At 65.2% G+C, this 16,705-nt stretch carries 15 protein-coding genes; 8 read left to right on the plus strand and 7 right to left on the minus strand.

The features are described from left to right. The first annotated feature begins 40 nt into the window (after positions 1-40). Positions 41-1,510 (plus strand): IMP dehydrogenase, encoded by a 1,470-nt coding sequence (guaB, locus tag IV088_RS23325; RefSeq protein ID WP_291106720.1) that lies wholly within the window; start codon positions 41-43, stop codon positions 1,508-1,510. A 71-nt stretch (positions 1,511-1,581) separates the two neighbouring features. Further along, complete coding sequence (gene guaA / locus IV088_RS23330; protein WP_291106722.1) at positions 1,582-3,198, plus strand: glutamine-hydrolyzing GMP synthase; 1,617 nt, start codon at positions 1,582-1,584, stop codon at positions 3,196-3,198. Between the two features lie 103 nt (positions 3,199-3,301). Here the strand turns inward: guaA and IV088_RS23335 are convergent, their stop codons facing one another. After that, positions 3,302-4,324: a saccharopine dehydrogenase NADP-binding domain-containing protein gene (locus IV088_RS23335; protein ID WP_291106724.1), complete on the minus strand. Its 1,023-nt coding sequence runs from the start codon at positions 4,322-4,324 to the stop codon at positions 3,302-3,304. Between the two features lie 159 nt (positions 4,325-4,483). On the opposite strand from IV088_RS23335, the gene IV088_RS23340 reads away from it, so the two are divergent. The 4 genes from IV088_RS23340 to IV088_RS23355 all read left to right on the plus strand — a co-directional run bounded on the left by IV088_RS23340 (position 4,484) and on the right by IV088_RS23355 (position 8,202). Next, the gene (locus tag IV088_RS23340) at positions 4,484-5,089 is read left to right on the plus strand and encodes a TetR/AcrR family transcriptional regulator (protein WP_291106725.1); all 606 of its coding nucleotides are present in this window, start codon (positions 4,484-4,486) and stop codon (positions 5,087-5,089) included. 158 nt (positions 5,090-5,247) lie between these two features. Beyond that, complete coding sequence (locus IV088_RS23345; RefSeq protein WP_291106727.1) at positions 5,248-5,823, plus strand: 2'-5' RNA ligase family protein; 576 nt, start codon at positions 5,248-5,250, stop codon at positions 5,821-5,823. Positions 5,824-5,858: 35 nt separating this feature from the next. Then, positions 5,859-7,232 carry a tRNA adenosine(34) deaminase TadA gene (gene tadA, locus IV088_RS23350; RefSeq protein WP_291106729.1) on the plus strand — a complete coding sequence of 458 codons (1,374 nt, stop codon included), beginning with the start codon at positions 5,859-5,861 and terminating at the stop codon, positions 7,230-7,232. A 28-nt stretch (positions 7,233-7,260) separates the two neighbouring features. Continuing rightward, a complete protein-coding gene (locus IV088_RS23355) occupies positions 7,261-8,202 on the plus strand; it encodes an LD-carboxypeptidase (protein ID WP_291106731.1) in 942 nt (313 codons plus the stop codon). Positions 8,203-8,206: 4 nt separating this feature from the next. Here the strand turns inward: IV088_RS23355 and IV088_RS23360 are convergent, their stop codons facing one another. Continuing rightward, a complete protein-coding gene (locus tag IV088_RS23360; RefSeq protein WP_291106733.1) occupies positions 8,207-8,539 on the minus strand; it encodes a hypothetical protein in 333 nt (110 codons plus the stop codon). A 388-nt stretch (positions 8,540-8,927) separates the two neighbouring features. On the opposite strand from IV088_RS23360, the gene IV088_RS23365 reads away from it, so the two are divergent. Continuing rightward, complete coding sequence (locus IV088_RS23365; protein ID WP_291106735.1) at positions 8,928-9,872, plus strand: FHA domain-containing protein; 945 nt, start codon at positions 8,928-8,930, stop codon at positions 9,870-9,872. A gap of 71 nt (positions 9,873-9,943) precedes the next feature. After that, positions 9,944-12,433: a penicillin acylase family protein gene (locus IV088_RS23370; protein ID WP_291106737.1), complete on the plus strand. Its 2,490-nt coding sequence runs from the start codon at positions 9,944-9,946 to the stop codon at positions 12,431-12,433. 6 nt (positions 12,434-12,439) lie between these two features. Here IV088_RS23370 and IV088_RS23375 read toward each other — a convergent pair whose 3' ends face one another. From IV088_RS23375 to IV088_RS23395, 5 genes are all read right to left on the minus strand, one after another. Continuing rightward, positions 12,440-13,222 carry an EF-hand domain-containing protein gene (locus IV088_RS23375; RefSeq protein WP_291106739.1) on the minus strand — a complete coding sequence of 261 codons (783 nt, stop codon included), beginning with the start codon at positions 13,220-13,222 and terminating at the stop codon, positions 12,440-12,442. A 129-nt stretch (positions 13,223-13,351) separates the two neighbouring features. Then, positions 13,352-14,119, minus strand: coding sequence for an ABC transporter ATP-binding protein (locus IV088_RS23380; protein WP_291106741.1), 768 nt, complete (start codon positions 14,117-14,119; stop codon positions 13,352-13,354). A 16-nt stretch (positions 14,120-14,135) separates the two neighbouring features. Continuing rightward, positions 14,136-15,257 (minus strand): M14 family metallopeptidase, encoded by a 1,122-nt coding sequence (locus IV088_RS23385; RefSeq protein WP_291106743.1) that lies wholly within the window; start codon positions 15,255-15,257, stop codon positions 14,136-14,138. 15 nt (positions 15,258-15,272) lie between these two features. Beyond that, entirely contained in the window at positions 15,273-15,989 is a 717-nt protein-coding gene (locus IV088_RS23390; RefSeq protein WP_236965402.1) for an ABC transporter permease subunit, read from the minus strand. Further along, positions 15,989-16,690, minus strand: a complete 702-nt coding sequence (locus IV088_RS23395) for an ABC transporter permease subunit (RefSeq protein ID WP_236965403.1) — start codon at positions 16,688-16,690, stop codon at positions 15,989-15,991. The genes IV088_RS23390 and IV088_RS23395 overlap by 1 nt, the downstream gene beginning before the upstream one ends. Between the last annotated feature and the right edge of the window lie 15 nt (positions 16,691-16,705).

Here is a 16,705-nt window from a genome sequence, read left to right on the forward strand (position 1 = left end):
GTTGGCCCCGGGTACAATCGTGTTTTTGGAGCTTTACCCCATGCGCCTACTCGGCAAAGCGCTCACCTTCGACGATGTTTTGTTGGTGCCAGCGTACTCCCAGGTCCTTCCCAAGGACACCTCCCTCGCCACGCAGTTCTCCCGCAACATCAAGCTGAACCTGCCCTTGGTTTCGGCCGCGATGGACACCGTGACCGAAGCACGGCTGGCAATCGCCATTGCCCAAGAAGGGGGCATCGGCATCATCCACAAGAACCTCACCGCGCAGGAGCAGGCCGCCCACGTGGCCAAGGTCAAGCGCTACGAATCGGGCGTGTTGCGCGATCCGGTGGTGATCACGCCCCAGACCACGATCCGTCAGGTGATGAAGCTGTCCGATGACCTCGGCATTTCCGGCTTCCCGGTGGTGGAGGCCGGCAGGGTGGTGGGTATCGTCACGGGCCGTGACCTGCGCTTCGAAACCCGCTACGACCTGCCGGTGAGCGAGATCATGACGCCGCGCGAGCGCCTGATCACCATGCCCGACGGCACCACACCGGCCGAGGCCAAGACCCTGCTCAACAAGCACAAGCTCGAACGCCTGCTGCTCGTGAACGACGCCTTTGAGCTCAAGGGCCTGATCACGGTCAAGGACATCACCAAGCAGCTCAACTTCCCCAACGCCGCGCGCGACGCCGCCGGCCGCCTGCGGGTGGGCGCGGCGGTGGGCGTGGGCGAGGGCACCGAAGAGCGCGTCGAGGCGCTGGTCAAGGCCGGCGTCGACGCCATCGTGGTGGACACCGCCCACGGCCACAGCAAGGGCGTGATCGACCGCGTGCGCTGGGTCAAGCAGAACTACCCGCAGGTCGACGTGATCGGTGGCAACATCGCCACCGGCAGCGCTGCCCTGGCGCTGGTGGAAGCGGGTGCCGACGGCGTCAAGGTCGGCATCGGCCCCGGTTCCATCTGCACCACCCGCATCGTGGCCGGTGTGGGCGTGCCCCAAATCATGGCGATCGACAACGTCGCGACGGCACTGCTGGGCACGGGCGTGCCCATGATCGCCGACGGCGGCATCCGCTACAGCGGTGACATCGCCAAGGCCATCGCGGCCGGCGCCAACACCGTGATGATGGGCGGCATGTTCGCCGGCACCGAAGAGGCGCCGGGCGAGATCGTGCTGTACCAGGGCCGCAGCTACAAGAGCTACCGCGGCATGGGCTCCATCGGCGCCATGCAGCAGGGCAGCGCCGACCGCTACTTCCAGGAAAGCAGCACCGGCAACCCCAACGCCGACAAGCTGGTGCCCGAAGGCATCGAAGGCCGTGTGCCCTACAAAGGCTCGGTCGTGTCGATCATCTTCCAGATGGCCGGTGGCATCCGCGCCTCCATGGGCTACTGCGGCTGCCCGACCATCGAGCACATGCGCGCCAAGGCGGAATTCGTCGAGATCACCTCGGCTGGCATCCGTGAAAGCCATGTGCACGATGTGCAGATCACCAAAGAAGCCCCGAATTACCGAGCGGAGTAAGCACACAAGCTCCGGTGGCCGTCCTGATGGACGGCCTTTTTGCTTTCTGAACAGCCCAGCCAGACAACGCCATGCAACACCAGAAAATCCTCATCCTCGATTTCGGTTCCCAGGTCACCCAGCTCATCGCCCGCCGCGTGCGCGAAGCCCATGTGTACTGCGAAGTGCATCCCTGCGACGTGAGCAGCGACTGGGTCCGTGAATTCGCCGGCGACGGCCAGCTCAAGGGCGTGATCCTCTCCGGCAGCCACGCCAGCGTGTACGAGGTGGACGACAAGGCACCCGATGCCGTGTTCGAGCTGGGCGTGCCGGTGCTGGGCATCTGCTACGGCATGCAGACCATGGCGCAGCAACTGGGCGGCAAGGTGGAAGCCGGCAAGACCCGTGAGTTCGGCTATGCCGAAGTCCGTGCCCGTGGCCACACCGCCCTGCTCAAGGGCATCGAGGACTTCCACACCCCCGAAGGCCACGGCATGCTCAAGGTCTGGATGAGCCACGGCGACAAGGTCACCGACATGCCGCCGGGCTTCAAGCTCATGGCCAGCACCGACAGCTGCCCGATCGCCGGCATGGCCGACGAGGCGCGTGGCTACTACGCGGTGCAGTTCCATCCCGAAGTGACGCACACGGTGCAGGGCAGGGCGCTGCTGGAGCGCTTCGTGCTGGAGATCTGTGGTACGCGACCCGACTGGGTGATGCGCGACCACATCGAAGAGGCGGTGCAGAAGATCCGCGAGCAGGTGGGCGATGAGGAAGTCATCCTGGGCCTGTCCGGCGGTGTCGATTCGTCGGTGGCCGCGGCCCTGATCCACCGCGCCATCGGAGACCAGCTGACCTGCGTGTTCGTGGACCATGGCCTGCTGCGCCTGAACGAGGGCGACATGGTGATGGACATGTTCGTCGGCAAGCTGCACGCCAAGGTGATCCGTGTCGATGCGGCCGATCAGTTCCTCGACCACCTGGCCGGCGTGAGCGATCCGGAAGCCAAACGCAAGATCATCGGCCGCGAATTCGTCGAGGTTTTCAAGGCTGAAGCCGCCAAACTGATCTCAAGTGGTGCATCAACAAAAGGTGCCAAGTGGTTGGCACAAGGCACTATTTACCCGGACGTGATCGAGTCCGGCGGGGCCAAGAGCAAGAAGGCCGTGACCATCAAGAGCCACCACAACGTGGGCGGCCTGCCCGAGCAGCTGGGCCTGAAACTGCTGGAACCGCTGCGCGACCTGTTCAAGGACGAGGTGCGCGAACTCGGCGTGGCGCTGGGCCTGCCACACGACATGGTCTACCGCCACCCCTTCCCCGGCCCCGGCCTGGGCGTGCGCATCCTGGGCGAGGTGAAGAAGGAATACGCCGACCTGCTGCGCCGGGCCGACGCGATCTTCATCGAAGAACTGCGCTCCACCATCGACCACCCCAGCGGCAAGAGCTGGTACGACCTCACCAGCCAGGCCTTCACCGTGTTCCTGCCGGTGAAGAGCGTCGGCGTGATGGGCGACGGCCGCACCTACGACTACGTGGTGGCCCTGCGCGCGGTGCAGACCAGCGATTTCATGACCGCCGATTGGGCGGAGCTGCCGTACGCGCTGCTCAAGAAGGTGTCGAGCCGAATCATCAACGAGGTGCGCGGCATCAACCGCGTGACCTACGACGTGAGCAGCAAGCCGCCAGCGACCATCGAGTGGGAATAAGAGCACCTGCGCGAAAGGCCATGTGGCGGTCGTCGCCGCCTCATGGCCTCGAGTTCGTGCTCGGCTTCGTCTTGGGCTGGCCCACGCTTGCGGTGCCAGCGCCTTATCCAGCCAAGGGCACCCCGAACAGCTGCAGCGCCGAGCCGTGCAGTGATCTGATCAGGTCCAGTGGATCGACAGCTTCCGCCACCGCGAGCGCGCCACTGCGCCCGTACGAGGGCGCCAGCAGGCGCAAGGCGACCTCGGTCACGATGGGTGCTGTGACAGCGTAGATGTCCTGCCCTCGCACGCCGGCCGTCGTGGTCCGGCCGTGCTGCACAAGGCGGACCATCAGCTCGAATCGCTGCGCCGAACGCCCGAGGTCGTCCGCTGCCGTGGGCGGGGGCGTCGAGGCATCACGGATGTCGGCCAACGCCGAGCGGTTCAGCAATGAACGGACCTCTCGGACCTTGAGGTGATGGGCCAGCGTGATGACTTCGCTGAAAGGCATGTCGATCATGGCCTGTTGGCCCAGCGGCTCGGAGAAGACCCAGTCCGGTACCTCGGCCGAGGGCTGCAACGGGACCAGGAGCCCATCCTTGACCACCAGCCGCGGCGCCTTGTTGCGCTCGCCGGTCTTGCGTGTCCCTTCGGTGGGCCACCAATGGTCGAGCGCGATCGCGACCGTGATCTCGTCAATCTCGCCCTCGGTGGCCAGTGCGCTGGCAAGCAGATCAGCCAGTCCGCCGTAGAAGGCCGCTGCCGGTATCGCCACGCGGCCGGCGTCGCGCGCCGGCGCATCGAGGCCGGCAAGGCTGGTCTGCGCGCTGGGCTGCTCCGCCGTCACGTCGATGTAGTGGCAGTTGGCGCGCAGCGCCGCGAGCGCCACCGGAGTCGCGGTGTCCAGAAAAGGCCCCGCGCAGTTGATCACCACCGCGCAGCCTGCGAAGGCCTGTTCAAGACTGGCTGGATCGTCGACCGCGGCAACCCGCCGGATCACACCCACTGGCATGGTTTGGTCGAGCCTGGCGGCGCTGCGCCCGACGGCGACCACCGAGAGCCCGCGGCGCAGCACTTCGTTGACGACAAATTGGCCGGTGTGGCCCGTGGCGCCCACCACGGCGATGCATTGGTTGCTGGACATCATGAAAGCTCCTTGGATTAGATACAGACCTGTCTGTTCTTTTAAGATTACAGACAGGTCTGTAGCATGTCAAGCATGCGCACACCCTTTGTTCCTCTCCCACCCCAAGTCCTGTCACCCGCGGCCCACTCAGGTGCGACGTCGAAACCCCGGGCAACGCCGATGCCCCGCACCGCGGGCGCTGCGGCGGTCGAACCCGCCCCAGACGTCCGGGCGCGCATCCTGGACACCGCTTCCCGGCTGTTTTATGAGCGAGGAGTGCGCGCGGTCGGCGTCGATCTGGTGGTGCTGGAGGCCGCGGTGGCCAAAACCAGTCTGTACCGCCATTTCCCCACCAAAGACGACCTCATCGTCGCCTTCCTTGAGCGGGAGGACCTTGAGTTCTGGGGGCACTGGGACAGCGTGGCCGAGCAGTTTCCCGACGATCCCGCCGGTGAGTTGGACGCCCACATGCGCTGGATCGGCGAACGCCTGGCCCGCTCTAACTACCGCGGCTGTCCCCAGATCAACGTCGCTGCGGAGTTCGCCGAGCAGGACCACCCCGCTCGCCTGGTGTCGTTGCGACACATGCATGCACTTCGGGGGCGCCTGCTGAAGATCGCCCAGCGGATGGACGTCGCACAGCCCGACCAGCTTGCCGCACAACTCGCCGTGCTCGTGAACGGCGCGTTTGTCAGCTCGGGTCTGCTCGGCCCCGACGAAGCCACCGGTGTGCTGCGAGCGGCGCTGAAGGCTTTGCTGGCCGGGGCGCGGACCGGGCAAGGATAGAGGCGGCGCCCATGGGCAGGTGGTCGGGCTGGCAACCCCCCAAGCGAAGGGCGGGGCTTCCCAGGTGGGTGTTGCGCCGTAGGATGTAACATAACTGTACAAATAAACAGTATGCACTGCAAAATGCCGTCTTCAAGCGCAACCCAAGGAGCTGTGGCATGGGCACCCGACACGATCTCTACGTCATGTTGCACCTGCCGGAGGACGTTGCCCAGGTGATCGTGCACCTCCAACGGCAGCTGAAAGCCACGCACCCGAGTCCGTCCAAACCCATGGACCCGGACCGGCTGCACGCCACGCTGGTTCCGCTGGGGTCCTACGAACAGCGCATTCCGCTCGACGTCTTGCGGGTGGCCCAAAAGACCGGGTCCTTGCTCGATGAGATGCCGTTCAGGGTCAGTTTTGACACGCTGCAGTCCCGTGGGCCGCAGCGCGAGTTCGGAACGGTGGAGCTGGCGGGGCATGGCAGCGGGGTACAGCCCCTGCGCCGTCTGCGCCGGCAACTGGTGGAGGCGCTGCGACAAGCTGGCTGGCCTCCCGCGTGGATCCGTCACAGCTATTACCCACACATCACCGTGGATTACCGCCATGAGCCGGTTGGCGTGCGTCGCATCCAGCCTTTGACTTGGGAGGTGACCGAGGTCCAACTGATCGACAGCCACTACGGCGAAGGCCGCCACGAAGTGCTGGCTCGCTGGCCGCTGCAGGACCGGCAGCCGTCGCTGTTCGACTGAGCAATGCCGCACGGCGAGTGCGGGACAATGGCGCCATGAACGACGCCGACTACATGGGCCTTGCACTCCAGGAAGCGCGTGCCGCCGCCAAGGCTGGCGAAGTGCCGGTCGGGGCCGTGGTTGTGCATCAGGGCCAGGTGGTCGGTGTCGGCCGCAATGCGCCGATCAGCGCGCACGATCCAACGGCCCACGCCGAGATCGTCGCCTTGCGCGCGGCGGCCCAGACCCTGGGCAACTACCGCCTGGATGACTGTGAGCTTTTCGTGACGCTGGAGCCTTGCGTCATGTGCAGCGGTGCCATGTTGCATTCGCGGTTGCGACGCGTTGTGTTCGGTGCACGCGATCCCAAGACCGGCGCCGCTGGCTCGGTGCTCCACCTGTTTGACGAAGCACGGCTGAATCACCAGACCACCGTGCAAGGTGGTGTGCGGGCCGAGGAGTGCGGGGCGCTGCTCAGTGGCTTCTTCCGGGAACGGCGTGAGACTCAGAGGCGCGACAGTCACCCGCTGCGCGACGATGCCTTGCGCACGCCCGAGGAACGCTTCAGCGGTCTACCGGGCTACCCCTGGTCTCCCCACTACCTCAGCGACCTGCCGTCGCTCGCAGGGCTGCGTCTGCACCATCTCGATGAGGGGCCCGCCGATGCGCCACGCACCTGGCTCTGCCTGCACGGCAATCCGGCCTGGAGCTACCTGTATCGCCAGATGATTCCGGTGTTCACGGCCGCAGGTGACCGGGTCGTCGCGGCGGACCTGATCGGTTTCGGCAAAAGCGACAAACCCAAGAAAGATGGCTTCCATGGCTTTGACTGGCATCGTCGGGTGCTGCTGGAGTTCATCGAACGCCTGGACCTGAAGAATGTGGTGCTGGTGGTTCAGGATTGGGGGGGCTTGCTTGGCCTGACCTTGCCCATGGCCGCGCCAGATCGCTACAGCGGCCTGCTGTTGATGAACACCACCCTGGCCACTGGGGACACGCCGTTGTCGCCCGGTTTTCTGGCGTGGCGCGAGATGTGCGCCAAACAACCCGAGTTCGATGTGGCCCGCCTGTTTGCGCGCGGCAACGTGCAGATGAGCGCTGCCGAATGTGCCGCCTACAACGCGCCGTTCCCGGACCGCGGTCACCGCGCCGCCTTGCGCGCGTTCCCGGCCATGGTGCCCGAAGGGCCCGACGACGAAGGCGCGGCGATCTCCCGTGAAGCGCGGCATTTCTGGCGCGACCAGTGGCGAGGTCAGACCCTGATGGCGATTGGCCAGAGGGACCCGGTGCTGGGCGAACCGATGATGCGCGCACTGCAGCGCGACATTCGCGGGTGCGGCGAACCTTTGCTCTTGCCCGAAGCCGGACATTTTGTGCAGGAACACGGCGAACGCATCGCGCGAGAGGCCTGCGCCTTTTTTGCGCGATGATCCAACCCATCGCTTTTCAAGTCATTCCATGAGCCACATCTACATCTACTCTCCCTCCAGCGCCGTGCGCGACAAAGCGGCCTTCCGCCGTGGCGTGGCCCGGCTCAAAACCTTGGGCCACGAGGTGGAGATTGACGAAGCTGCGCTGAGCAGCCACATGCGTTTTGCCGGCGACGACGCCACCCGCCTGGCTGCGATCACCCGCGCAGCCGCCAGCGGGGCAGACGTGGCCCTGATCTCGCGTGGTGGCTACGGCCTGACGCGCATTCTCCCCGAACTGCCCTACAAGAAAATCGCGCAGGCCACCGAGCGCGGCACCCGATTTGTCGGTTTGAGCGATTTCACGGCCCTGCAATGCGCGTTGCTGGCCAAGACCGGCGCGGTCACCTGGGCGGGGCCGGCGCTGGGCGAAGACTTCGGCACGGAAGAGACGCCAGACGACATCATGGAAGCCTGTTTCGATGACCTGCTTTGTGGGCAAGGGGAGGGCAGTGGCTGGCAATTGCCGAAATCCGATCTCCCGGCGCTGTCAGCCTGGCAAAAGAACCCTCCGGTGGAGGGGCCTGAATTGAGGGTGCGCAACGCCACCCTCTGGGGCGGGAACCTCACAGTGCTCTGTTCACTGGTGGGGACACCCTGGTTGCCCCAGGTCAAGGGTGGTGTGCTGTTTCTGGAGGATGCCAACGAACACCCGTATCGCATCGAGCGGCAGCTGACCCAGTTGCTGTTGGCCGGGGTGCTTGATCAGCAGAAGGCGGTGGTGCTGGGTGCTTTCAACCGCTTCAAGCTGGTGCCACACGACAAAGGCTTCAAGCTGCAAACGGTGGTGGACTGGCTGCGAACGCAGACCCGAACCCCGGTGCTCACGGGTCTCCCATTTGGCCACGTCACCACCAAGGTGGTGTTGCCCGTGGGGCAGAAAGTGGAGCTGATGGTGCAGGGCAGGGATGCCCTCTTGTATTGGGGTTGAGGCTTCAGCGCCCCATGCGGTGTGATTCCATGAGGCTCTTGGGAATCAGCCCTTCAAACACAGGCGTCAGGCCCCTCACGGCGTCACCGGCCTTGGCTTCGCCATGCAAGCGGCTGAGCACCGCCATGACTTCGGAACGGGCAAACCACAGCGCGTGTGCGTCGTGGACATACAGCAAGCGGTGCTTGAGACGTGGATTCATTTCTGCCCCCTCGGTCCCCAGCGTGGCCAACATGGCCTGTCGGACCGGTTCCAGCGATTCTGGCGAGTGCTTGCGCACCTCCGTGCCCAGCAGAGCGGAAATGCTGTGGCGTAAAGCGGGCTTGATCCAGCGCATTTTGAAACCCTCAACGACGTTTTTGTCTGTGCCCGCAGAATACGCCCTGATACAGTCCGCGCGCAAGGCGCTGAACCTGAGTAAAGTCAAGAAAACAACAGGCAAATCAAGCGTTTAACAAGACTGTTTAAGATAGTGCCTGCAGTGATTGAGTACCTTGGCGATACATTCCGACACGCATGACATGCAACGGGTGGTATCGGTAGGTCCTTTGAACGAACCGTCTCAACCTGGATGAATTGACCGGGAAACCACGGGAAATTTCACGCTTAGCTGTTCGAAAGTGTGTGTTAAACCACACAATTGTGTGTCGCGGACGGCCACCTTTTTTGCCTTGATTGAGCCCGTTTCACCGCATGTGCCCAACACGGAAGACCTGACTGACCCCATGGCCGAACTGACGATTGCCTTTGTGGACCTGACCGGGAGCGTGTCGGTATTTGAAACACTGGGCAACGACCGTGCCGCGAAGGCCGTCACCAAACTCACCCAGTGGATCGGTGCCGTGGGCCTGGAGCACAACGGCAAGGTGGTCAAGATGCTGGGCGACGGCGTCTTGCTGTCGTTCACCAACAACCGTCTCGCGGTGGAGTGCATGAGCCTGATCCAGCAAGAGCATGCCCAGCGAGTGGCGCAGTGGCCGAACCGGCTCAAGCTCATGATGCAGATCGGCATGGCCCGCGGGCAGGTCGTGCAGGTGGACGGCGACTGTTTCGGCGATGCGGTGAACGTCGCCTCCCGCCTCAGCGACCTGGCGGGTCCGGAGCAGATTCTGGTCAACGAAACCGTGATCCGCAAGCTCGGCAAAGGCCCGAGCGTGCGCAGCCGCAGCCTGGGACCCATCCGCATCAAGGGGCGGGTGGAACCGGCGGAGGTGTTCCGCATCGAGTGGCAGACCGAGATGCTGTCGGAATTTCTGACGCTCCCGGCCGACCTGCACGCCTTGCGCAAGACCGCCGAGTCGGTGTTCGGGGGCATTGAACTGGGCTGGCTGGACGCCAGCCAGTCGTTCAATCTCACCGACCTGCCATTGAAGATCGGGCGCGTGCCTGAGGCGAGTTTCGTGGTGAACGACCCCCGCGTGTCCCGCCTGCACGCGAGCATTGACATCCGGTCTGGCAACTACCTGCTGGAAGACACCAGCAGCTACGGCACCTGGGTGCGCTTCGCTGGTGGCGAGAACACGATCGCTCTTCGGCGGCAGGAGTGTCTGCTGCACAGCGATGGCGAGTTCGCCATGGGCGCCCCCTTCACCGACATCAGCGCCCCCACTGTCAGCTTCCGGCTGGTCGACGGCCAGATGGTGCTGGGCCACGGGCTGCCGCGCTCCTGAGCGATGTCGTTCGGTGGACACCGCAGCGGCGCTGCGGCATGGCACCATGCGGGCACTACAAGGAGTCCGACGTGCGCTGGTTGAAACGTTCTGCACTGTGGTTTGCTGGCTTGCTGGTGATCGTCCTCATGGCCTGCGCGCTGTATGCGTGGCGCAGCCTGCCCCAGGTCGACGGTGAGTTGAAGCTGCCGGGTCTGCGCGCGGCGGTGAAGGTGCAGCGTGATGCCAGCGACGTCACCCACATTCTCGCCAGCGACCCCCGCGACGCCTGGATGGCGATGGGCTATGTGCATGCGCAGGAACGCGGCTGGCAACTGGAATTCAACCGCCGCGTCATGCGCGGCACGCTGTCCGAGGTGTTTGGCCCCTCAACGCTCGACACCGACATGCTGATGCGCACGCTGGGCATTCGCGAAGCGGCCAAGGCGCAGGTTGCCGGGGCCAGCGACGAAGCCCGGCAGGCGTTGCAGGCCTACAGCGATGGCGTGAACGCGTTTTTTGCGTACCGGGAGCAGGCGCTGTCGCCCGAGTTCCAGATCCTGCGCATCGACCCACGCGACGAAGCCGCCGAGGGCCGCTATTGGGATGCCGAAGACAGTGCGGGCTGGGCGCTCATGATGGCGCTGGACCTGGGCGGCAACTGGGGCAACGAGCTGGCCCGTTTGTCCGCACTGCAGGTGCTGGACACCCAGGCCCTCTGGCAGCTCTTTCCTGCCTACCCGGGCGAGACACCCGCTGCCACGGCCGATCTGGGCCGCTTGTACCGGGAGCTGGGGGTGTTCCGCGCAGCACCGCTCAAGACCTCGGCCGCCAGCGATGCCAGTGCGTCGGGCTGGCGCACCCAGCTCGCCTCGGGTATCCAGGAGTGGACCCGGTCGCTGGGCGACATCGAAGGCAAAGGCTCGAACAACTGGGTCGTGTCCGGAGCGCGCAGCGTCAGCGGCAAACCCTTGCTCGCCAACGACCCCCACCTGGGCCTGAGCGCTCCCGCGATCTGGTACTTCGCCCGGCTCCAGGCACCCGACGTGGACGGCATCAAGGGCATGGACGTCATGGGCGCGACCTTGCCCGGCACGCCTTTCGTGGTGCTCGGTCGCACCAGCGAAGTCGCCTGGGGGTTCACCAACACGGGGCCAGATGTGCAGGATCTGTACCTGGAGCAGCTGAACCCCACCGATCCCCAGCGCTACCGCACGCCCGCGCCACAAGGCCAGGACGCCTGGGCCACTTTCACCCAGCGGACCGAGATCTTCAAGGTCAAGGGCCAGGCCGACGTGACCCATGTCGTGCGCAGCACCCGTCATGGCCCGGTGCTCAGCGACATTCCCGGGCGCACACGCAACCTGATCGACACCGACCGTTATGCGGTGGCCCTGCGCTGGACGGCGCTGGATGCGGACAACCGCAATGTCATGGCCACGCTGGCATCGAACCGGGTGCGTTCGGTCGACGAGCTCATCACGGCCTACCGCGATTTCCATTCACCGATGCAAAACGCCGTGATGGCCGACCGCAGCGGCCGCATCGCGTACAAAGCGGTGGGCCGCGTGCCCCTGCGCGCGGCGGACAACGACATCCGGGGTGTGGCACCCGCGCCGGGCTGGGACCCGCGTTACGACTGGACGGGCTGGCTGCCGTACGAGAGCACGCCGCAAGACGATGGCAACAAGGACTGGATCGCCACCGCCAACCAGCGCATTCACGCACCCGACTACCCCCATTTCCTGACCCAGGACTGGGCAGCACCTTACCGGCAGGAGCGCATTGAGTCGCTGTTGGACCAGACGCCGAAACACAGCATCGAGAGTTTCCAGGCCCTGCACGGTGACCAGTTGTCGGCGGCCACCGTGAAGCTGCTGCCGTTCCTGGTGAGGGCGCCGTCGTCCCACGCCTTGGCCGCCGCGGCCAGGGCCGAGCTGGAAGGTTTCAAGGGCGAGATGCTCGCCGAGCGGGCCGCACCGCTGATCTACAGCGTGTGGGTGGACGAGTTCACCCGGGCGGTGATCGGCGGTCGCTTGGGCAAGGACAAGTTCGAAGGCCTGTACGGCAAACGGCTGTTTCGCAACGCGGTGGAAGACCTGCTGCTGCGCGACGACAAGGACTGGTGTGGCGCCCAGGGCTGCATGGCGGCCAGTGGTGCGGCCCTGGACAGGGCGCTGGACCGCATCCAGGCGCAACAGGGTGCTGACGTGAAGCGCTGGCGCTGGGGCGAGGCGCATCCCGCCATTTCGATCCACCGGCCGTTCAGCAACGTGGGCGCGCTGGCGCCGCTGTTTGAGGTGCGGCGCGCCACCGGCGGGGACCCGTTCACCGTCAACGTGGGCCAGTACCACCTGGACAAGGCGGATGCGCCGCTGGCCAACCGGCACGCTGCCAGCCTGCGGACCATTTACGACCTCGCCGATCTGGAGAACTCGCTGTTCATCTACCAGACCGGGCAGAGCGGCAACGTCTTTTCAAGCCGCTACCGCGACATGAGCGAGGACTGGGTGGCGGTCAGGTACCGGCCCTTGCAGATGCGACCCACGCAGTGGGCCAGCCGCTTGAGCCTGCTGCCTTGAACCCGCTCAAGCCGTGGCGTTGAGCGTGCTGGTGCTGGTGGTACCGGTTCCGGCCAGGGCGGTTTCGTTGTAGCGGCGGGTCGCGGCCTCTGCCTGGGCGCTGATCTGGGCCATGAAGGTGTTCAGTTCGGCACCGGAGATTTCGCCATCGCCGTCTGCGTCGACCGAACTCATCAGGGCCTGCAATTGCTCCTCACTCACCGCGGCCTGCGTGACGCCGGTGCTGTCGGCTTCGGGGGTGGCTGCTGCTGTATCGACAGCGGTGGATGCCGCGGGCGCGGCTGCGGCCACCCCTGTGGTTCCCTCGGTCCCGGTGATCGGCTCGTGGATGGTGCTGACCACCGTGGTGGTCGTCGTCGTGCTCACCACCGTGCCTTCGGGCAGCGAGGCCTCGGGGGTGATGCCGAATTCGGCCATGGAGATCTGGCCATCGGCGTCGGCGTCCAGTTCGGCAAAACGCGCTTCATCGCCCCGGGACTGGACGAAGGCCTGGGTGTCTGAAGGGGGGGTGAACAGCTGTTGCAGCAGCTGGCCCACCTCGCTGCCATTGAGCGAGCCGTCGCTGTCGGCGTCAAGCGACGCGTACAGCGCTTCGGCGCCTTCACCCGCATCGACGCCCAGCTTGCCGGCGACCTTTTCCAGGGCGGCTTTGAATTCGGTCTGGTCAACGCCGCCGCTGCTGTCGGTGTCCATCTTCTTCAGCATCTTGTCCTGCAGGTGCGTGGACAAGGCAGAACTGATGGACGACAGGGTCTGGGCCCAGGCGCTGGTGGATTCGACGGTGCTCATGGGGGTTCCTTTCTGGGGACTTGCCGTACAGGTGACGACACAATGGTCCGACAAAAAGAGCCCCTCCAAGCCGGGCAACAAAGGGGCGGGAACCCCGCTGTTCCGGCGATTGCCGGTGCGCCCCTCGCGCTACTTGAGCTTGCCCGAAAGGAACTGCGCCAGGCGCTCGGACTTCGGGTTGACCAGCACCTCGCGCGGATTGCCCTGTTCCTCGATACGCCCCTGGTGCAGGAACAGCAGGTGGTTGCTGACCTCGCGGGCGAAGCCCATTTCGTGGGTCACCACCACCATGGTGCGGCCCTCTTCGGCCAGGGTGCGCATCACGCGCAACACTTCGGTCACCAGCTCCGGGTCGAGCGCGCTGGTGGGCTCGTCAAACAGCATCACCTCGGGCTCCATGGCCAGCGCGCGCGCGATCGCCACGCGCTGCTGCTGGCCGCCGGACATGTGGGCCGGGTACTTGCCTTCGACATCCCGCAGCCCGACCTTCTCCAGGTACTTGCGGGCCGTGACCACGGCTTCTTCCTTGGCTTTGCCCAGCACGTGCATGGGCGCCTCGATGACGTTCTCCAACACCGTCAGGTGCGACCAGAGGTTGAAGTGCTGGAACACCATGGCCAGCTTGGCGCGGGCGCGCTGCAGCTGTTTGTCGTCGGCGGCCTTGAGCATGCCGTCTTTCGCGGTCACGAGCTTGAGCTCTTCGCCGGCCACGATGATGCGGCCCTGCTGAGGGCGCTCCAGCAGGTTCATGCAGCGCAGGAAGGTGGACTTGCCGGAGCCCGAGGAACCGATGATGCTGATCACGTCCCCGGCTTGAGCGGTGAGCGACATGCCCTTGAGCACCTCGTGCGAGCCGTAGCTCTTGCGGATGTCGATGGCTTCGAGTTTGGTGGTCATGGCGGTGCTCTGGAAATCAGGGGCTCAGCAGGTTGCCAGAGCGGATGGGGGTGCGGCCGGCGACACGGCAGAGTTCCATGCCGGTGGTGGCCCAGCGCAGGTTGTGTCGGGCATACACCACGCCTTCGATGGCGGCGTGGATGGCCGTTTCCTGGGTGGACAGTGGGTCGATCACACGGGCGAGCAGCTGACCCGCCTGGACCACTTCGCCCACGTCGGCGGCAAACACGATCACGCCCGCGTGCGGCGCGTGGAGGGACTCGGTGCCGGCCAATGGCGTGGCTTCGCACAAAGGATCGGGCAGGGCAGGGGCCGGCCCGGCCAGCACGCCGATGTGGCGCAGGTAAGCCACGATGGCCTCGCTGTCTTGCGCGGCGAGCGCATCCGACACATCGGTCTGCCCACGCAGTTCGACGGTCGTGCTGGCACAGGCCAGCGGCACGGGCGCCTTGTCGGCGAAATGTTCGCGCAGCCGCCACCAGGGGCCCGAGAGCGCCTCGTCAAAGGAGATCAACGGCCCGGAGCCCCGGGCCCAGAGCAGGGCGCGGGCACCCAGCAGGCGCGCCAGCGGCTCCATCTGGTCCACCATGGGCTGCTCCACGTACAGGTGCATCACCGCTTCGAAATCGCAATGCAGGTCCAGCACCACGTCGGCGTCGCAGGCCAGCGTCATCAGGACGTGGCGCAGGCTCTGCAACTCGGTGGTCGGCGTCTGCGCCTGAAGTGCGCGGTGCATCGCTGCGCGGATCAACCGCTTGTTCGCGTCGGCATCGGGCCCCAGCTCGGCGGCAACCTCGTCCTTCACCAGCGCGAAGAAATCCGGGTAGTTCCGGTTGAAGTTGTCCATGCTGCCCAGTTCGAACCGGCCCATCTGGTGGTGCATCACGCTCTGGCTCAGGCCGATGGGGTTGCACACGGGCACCAGCACCACCTCGCCCACCAGCTCGCCGCGCTGTTCGGCCGCTTCCAGCCGCGCGCGAAGGTGGTGGGCGGTGAGCATTCCCGGCAGTTCGTCGGCGTGCAGGCTGGCCTGCACATAGGCCTTGGGGCCAGCGCCAGGCGTGCCGAAGTGCAGGCTGGTGACCTGACGCTGGGTTCCGATCGAGGGAGAGAGAAGAGGGTGGTGAACCTGTTGCATCAGGCAAATAAAAGGTCAGTGCGTGCGGGGACGCAGGTAGGCGAGGAATCGGCGCTCCAGCAGGCGGAACACATACACCAGCGCGAAAGTGAGGATGAAATACAGCACCGCAACCACGATGAAGGGCTGGAACGCGAGGTAGTAGGTCTTGTAGATCGCATAGGCCGCGTTGGTCAGGTCGTACAGCGACGGCACCACGCTGGCCAGCGAGGTGGCGTGCAGCATCATCACCACCTCGTTGGAGTACCCGGGCAAGGTGCGCCGCAGGGCACTGGGCAGGACCAGCCGGAACATCATGTTCCATTTGCTGTACCCCGCCGCCTGGGCGGCTTCGATTTCGCCGGCAGGGGTTTCCTTGATCGCGCCGGCCAGCATTTCGATGGTGTAGGCGCAGGTGTTGAGCGTGAAGGCCAGCACGGCGCAGAAGAAGGGATCTTTGAACCAGGTGAACGGCCAGTGGGTGTCCCACAGGCCTTGCACCCATTCGAGTTGGGCGATGCCGTAGTAGATGAAATACACCTGGATCAGCAGCGGCGTGCCGCGCACGACATAGGTGAACAGCCAGACCGGTCCGTGGACCCAGCGGTTGCGAGACACGCGCATCAGCGTGAGCGGCAGGGTCAGCAGGCCACCGGCGATCAGGCTGACCGCGAGCAACTCCATGGTGGCGACAAAACCGGTCCAGTACAGGGCCAGGTTCTCTGGCTGAAAAATGATGGCGAACTTGTCCATCAGAAGTCGCCCCGTTTCACGCCCACCGAGTAGCGGGCCTCGGCCTTGCGCAGCAGGAGCAGGCTGATGGAGGAAATCAGGAGGTAGAGCACACCGGCAAACGCCATGAACAGGATGGCCGCGCCCGGAATTTCGCCGCGAGCGGCCGCGCCGGCCTGCTTGGCGAGGTTGGTGATGTCGGCCAGACCGATCACCGAGACCAGCGCCGTGGCTTTCAGCAGCACCAGCCAGTTGTTGGTGAAGCTGGGGAGGGCGAAGCGCACCATTTGCGGGAGCACCATGCGCCGGAAGGTGTAAAGGCGGCTCATGCCAAACGCCCAGCCGGCCTCCGACTGGCCCTTGGGCACGCTCATGATGGCGCCGCGAAAGGTCTCGGTCATGTAGGCGCCGTACACGAAACCGATGGTCAGCACGCCAGCAACAAAGGGATTGATCTGCGGACCGCTGCGGTAACCCAGCAATTCCGCAATGTCGTTGACCAGGATCTGCCCGCCGAAATACAGCAGCAGCATCCACACCAGGTCCGGGACACCCCGGATTACGGTGGAATAGATGTCGCCGACCCAGTTGAGCCAGCGGTAGGGAGAGAGTTTGGCCGCCGCCCCGGCCAAGCCGAGCACGGCGGCGAACACCAGCGCGCCGAGCGCGACACCGAGGGTGACGAACAGGCCTTGAAGGATGTTCAGCAGGTAGGTCGTCATCGGTGCGCGCCGGCT

The organism is Hydrogenophaga sp. (assembly GCF_018780075.1).
Classification (GTDB): domain Bacteria; phylum Pseudomonadota; class Gammaproteobacteria; order Burkholderiales; family Burkholderiaceae_C; genus Hydrogenophaga.

Bases quoted from the DNA above. Each gene is read 5' to 3' on its own strand.
- IV088_RS23340 (WP_291106725.1), top strand. From the start codon at position 4,484: ATGCCCCGCACCGCGGGCGCTGCGGCGGTCGAACCCGCCCCAGACGTC.
- tadA (WP_291106729.1), top strand. From the start codon at position 5,859: ATGAACGACGCCGACTACATGGGCCTTGCACTCCAGGAAGCGCGTGCC.
- guaB (WP_291106720.1), top strand. From the start codon at position 41: ATGCGCCTACTCGGCAAAGCGCTCACCTTCGACGATGTTTTGTTGGTG.
- IV088_RS23380 (WP_291106741.1), bottom strand. From the start codon at position 14,119: ATGACCACCAAACTCGAAGCCATCGACATCCGCAAGAGCTACGGCTCG.
- IV088_RS23375 (WP_291106739.1), bottom strand. From the start codon at position 13,222: ATGAGCACCGTCGAATCCACCAGCGCCTGGGCCCAGACCCTGTCGTCC.
- guaA (WP_291106722.1), top strand. From the start codon at position 1,582: ATGCAACACCAGAAAATCCTCATCCTCGATTTCGGTTCCCAGGTCACC.
- IV088_RS23345 (WP_291106727.1), top strand. From the start codon at position 5,248: ATGGGCACCCGACACGATCTCTACGTCATGTTGCACCTGCCGGAGGAC.
- IV088_RS23335 (WP_291106724.1), bottom strand. From the start codon at position 4,324: ATGATGTCCAGCAACCAATGCATCGCCGTGGTGGGCGCCACGGGCCAC.
- IV088_RS23355 (WP_291106731.1), top strand. From the start codon at position 7,261: ATGAGCCACATCTACATCTACTCTCCCTCCAGCGCCGTGCGCGACAAA.
- IV088_RS23390 (WP_236965402.1), bottom strand. From the start codon at position 15,989: ATGGACAAGTTCGCCATCATTTTTCAGCCAGAGAACCTGGCCCTGTAC.
- IV088_RS23385 (WP_291106743.1), bottom strand. From the start codon at position 15,257: ATGCAACAGGTTCACCACCCTCTTCTCTCTCCCTCGATCGGAACCCAG.
- IV088_RS23365 (WP_291106735.1), top strand. From the start codon at position 8,928: ATGGCCGAACTGACGATTGCCTTTGTGGACCTGACCGGGAGCGTGTCG.
- IV088_RS23395 (WP_236965403.1), bottom strand. From the start codon at position 16,690: ATGACGACCTACCTGCTGAACATCCTTCAAGGCCTGTTCGTCACCCTC.
- IV088_RS23360 (WP_291106733.1), bottom strand. From the start codon at position 8,539: ATGCGCTGGATCAAGCCCGCTTTACGCCACAGCATTTCCGCTCTGCTG.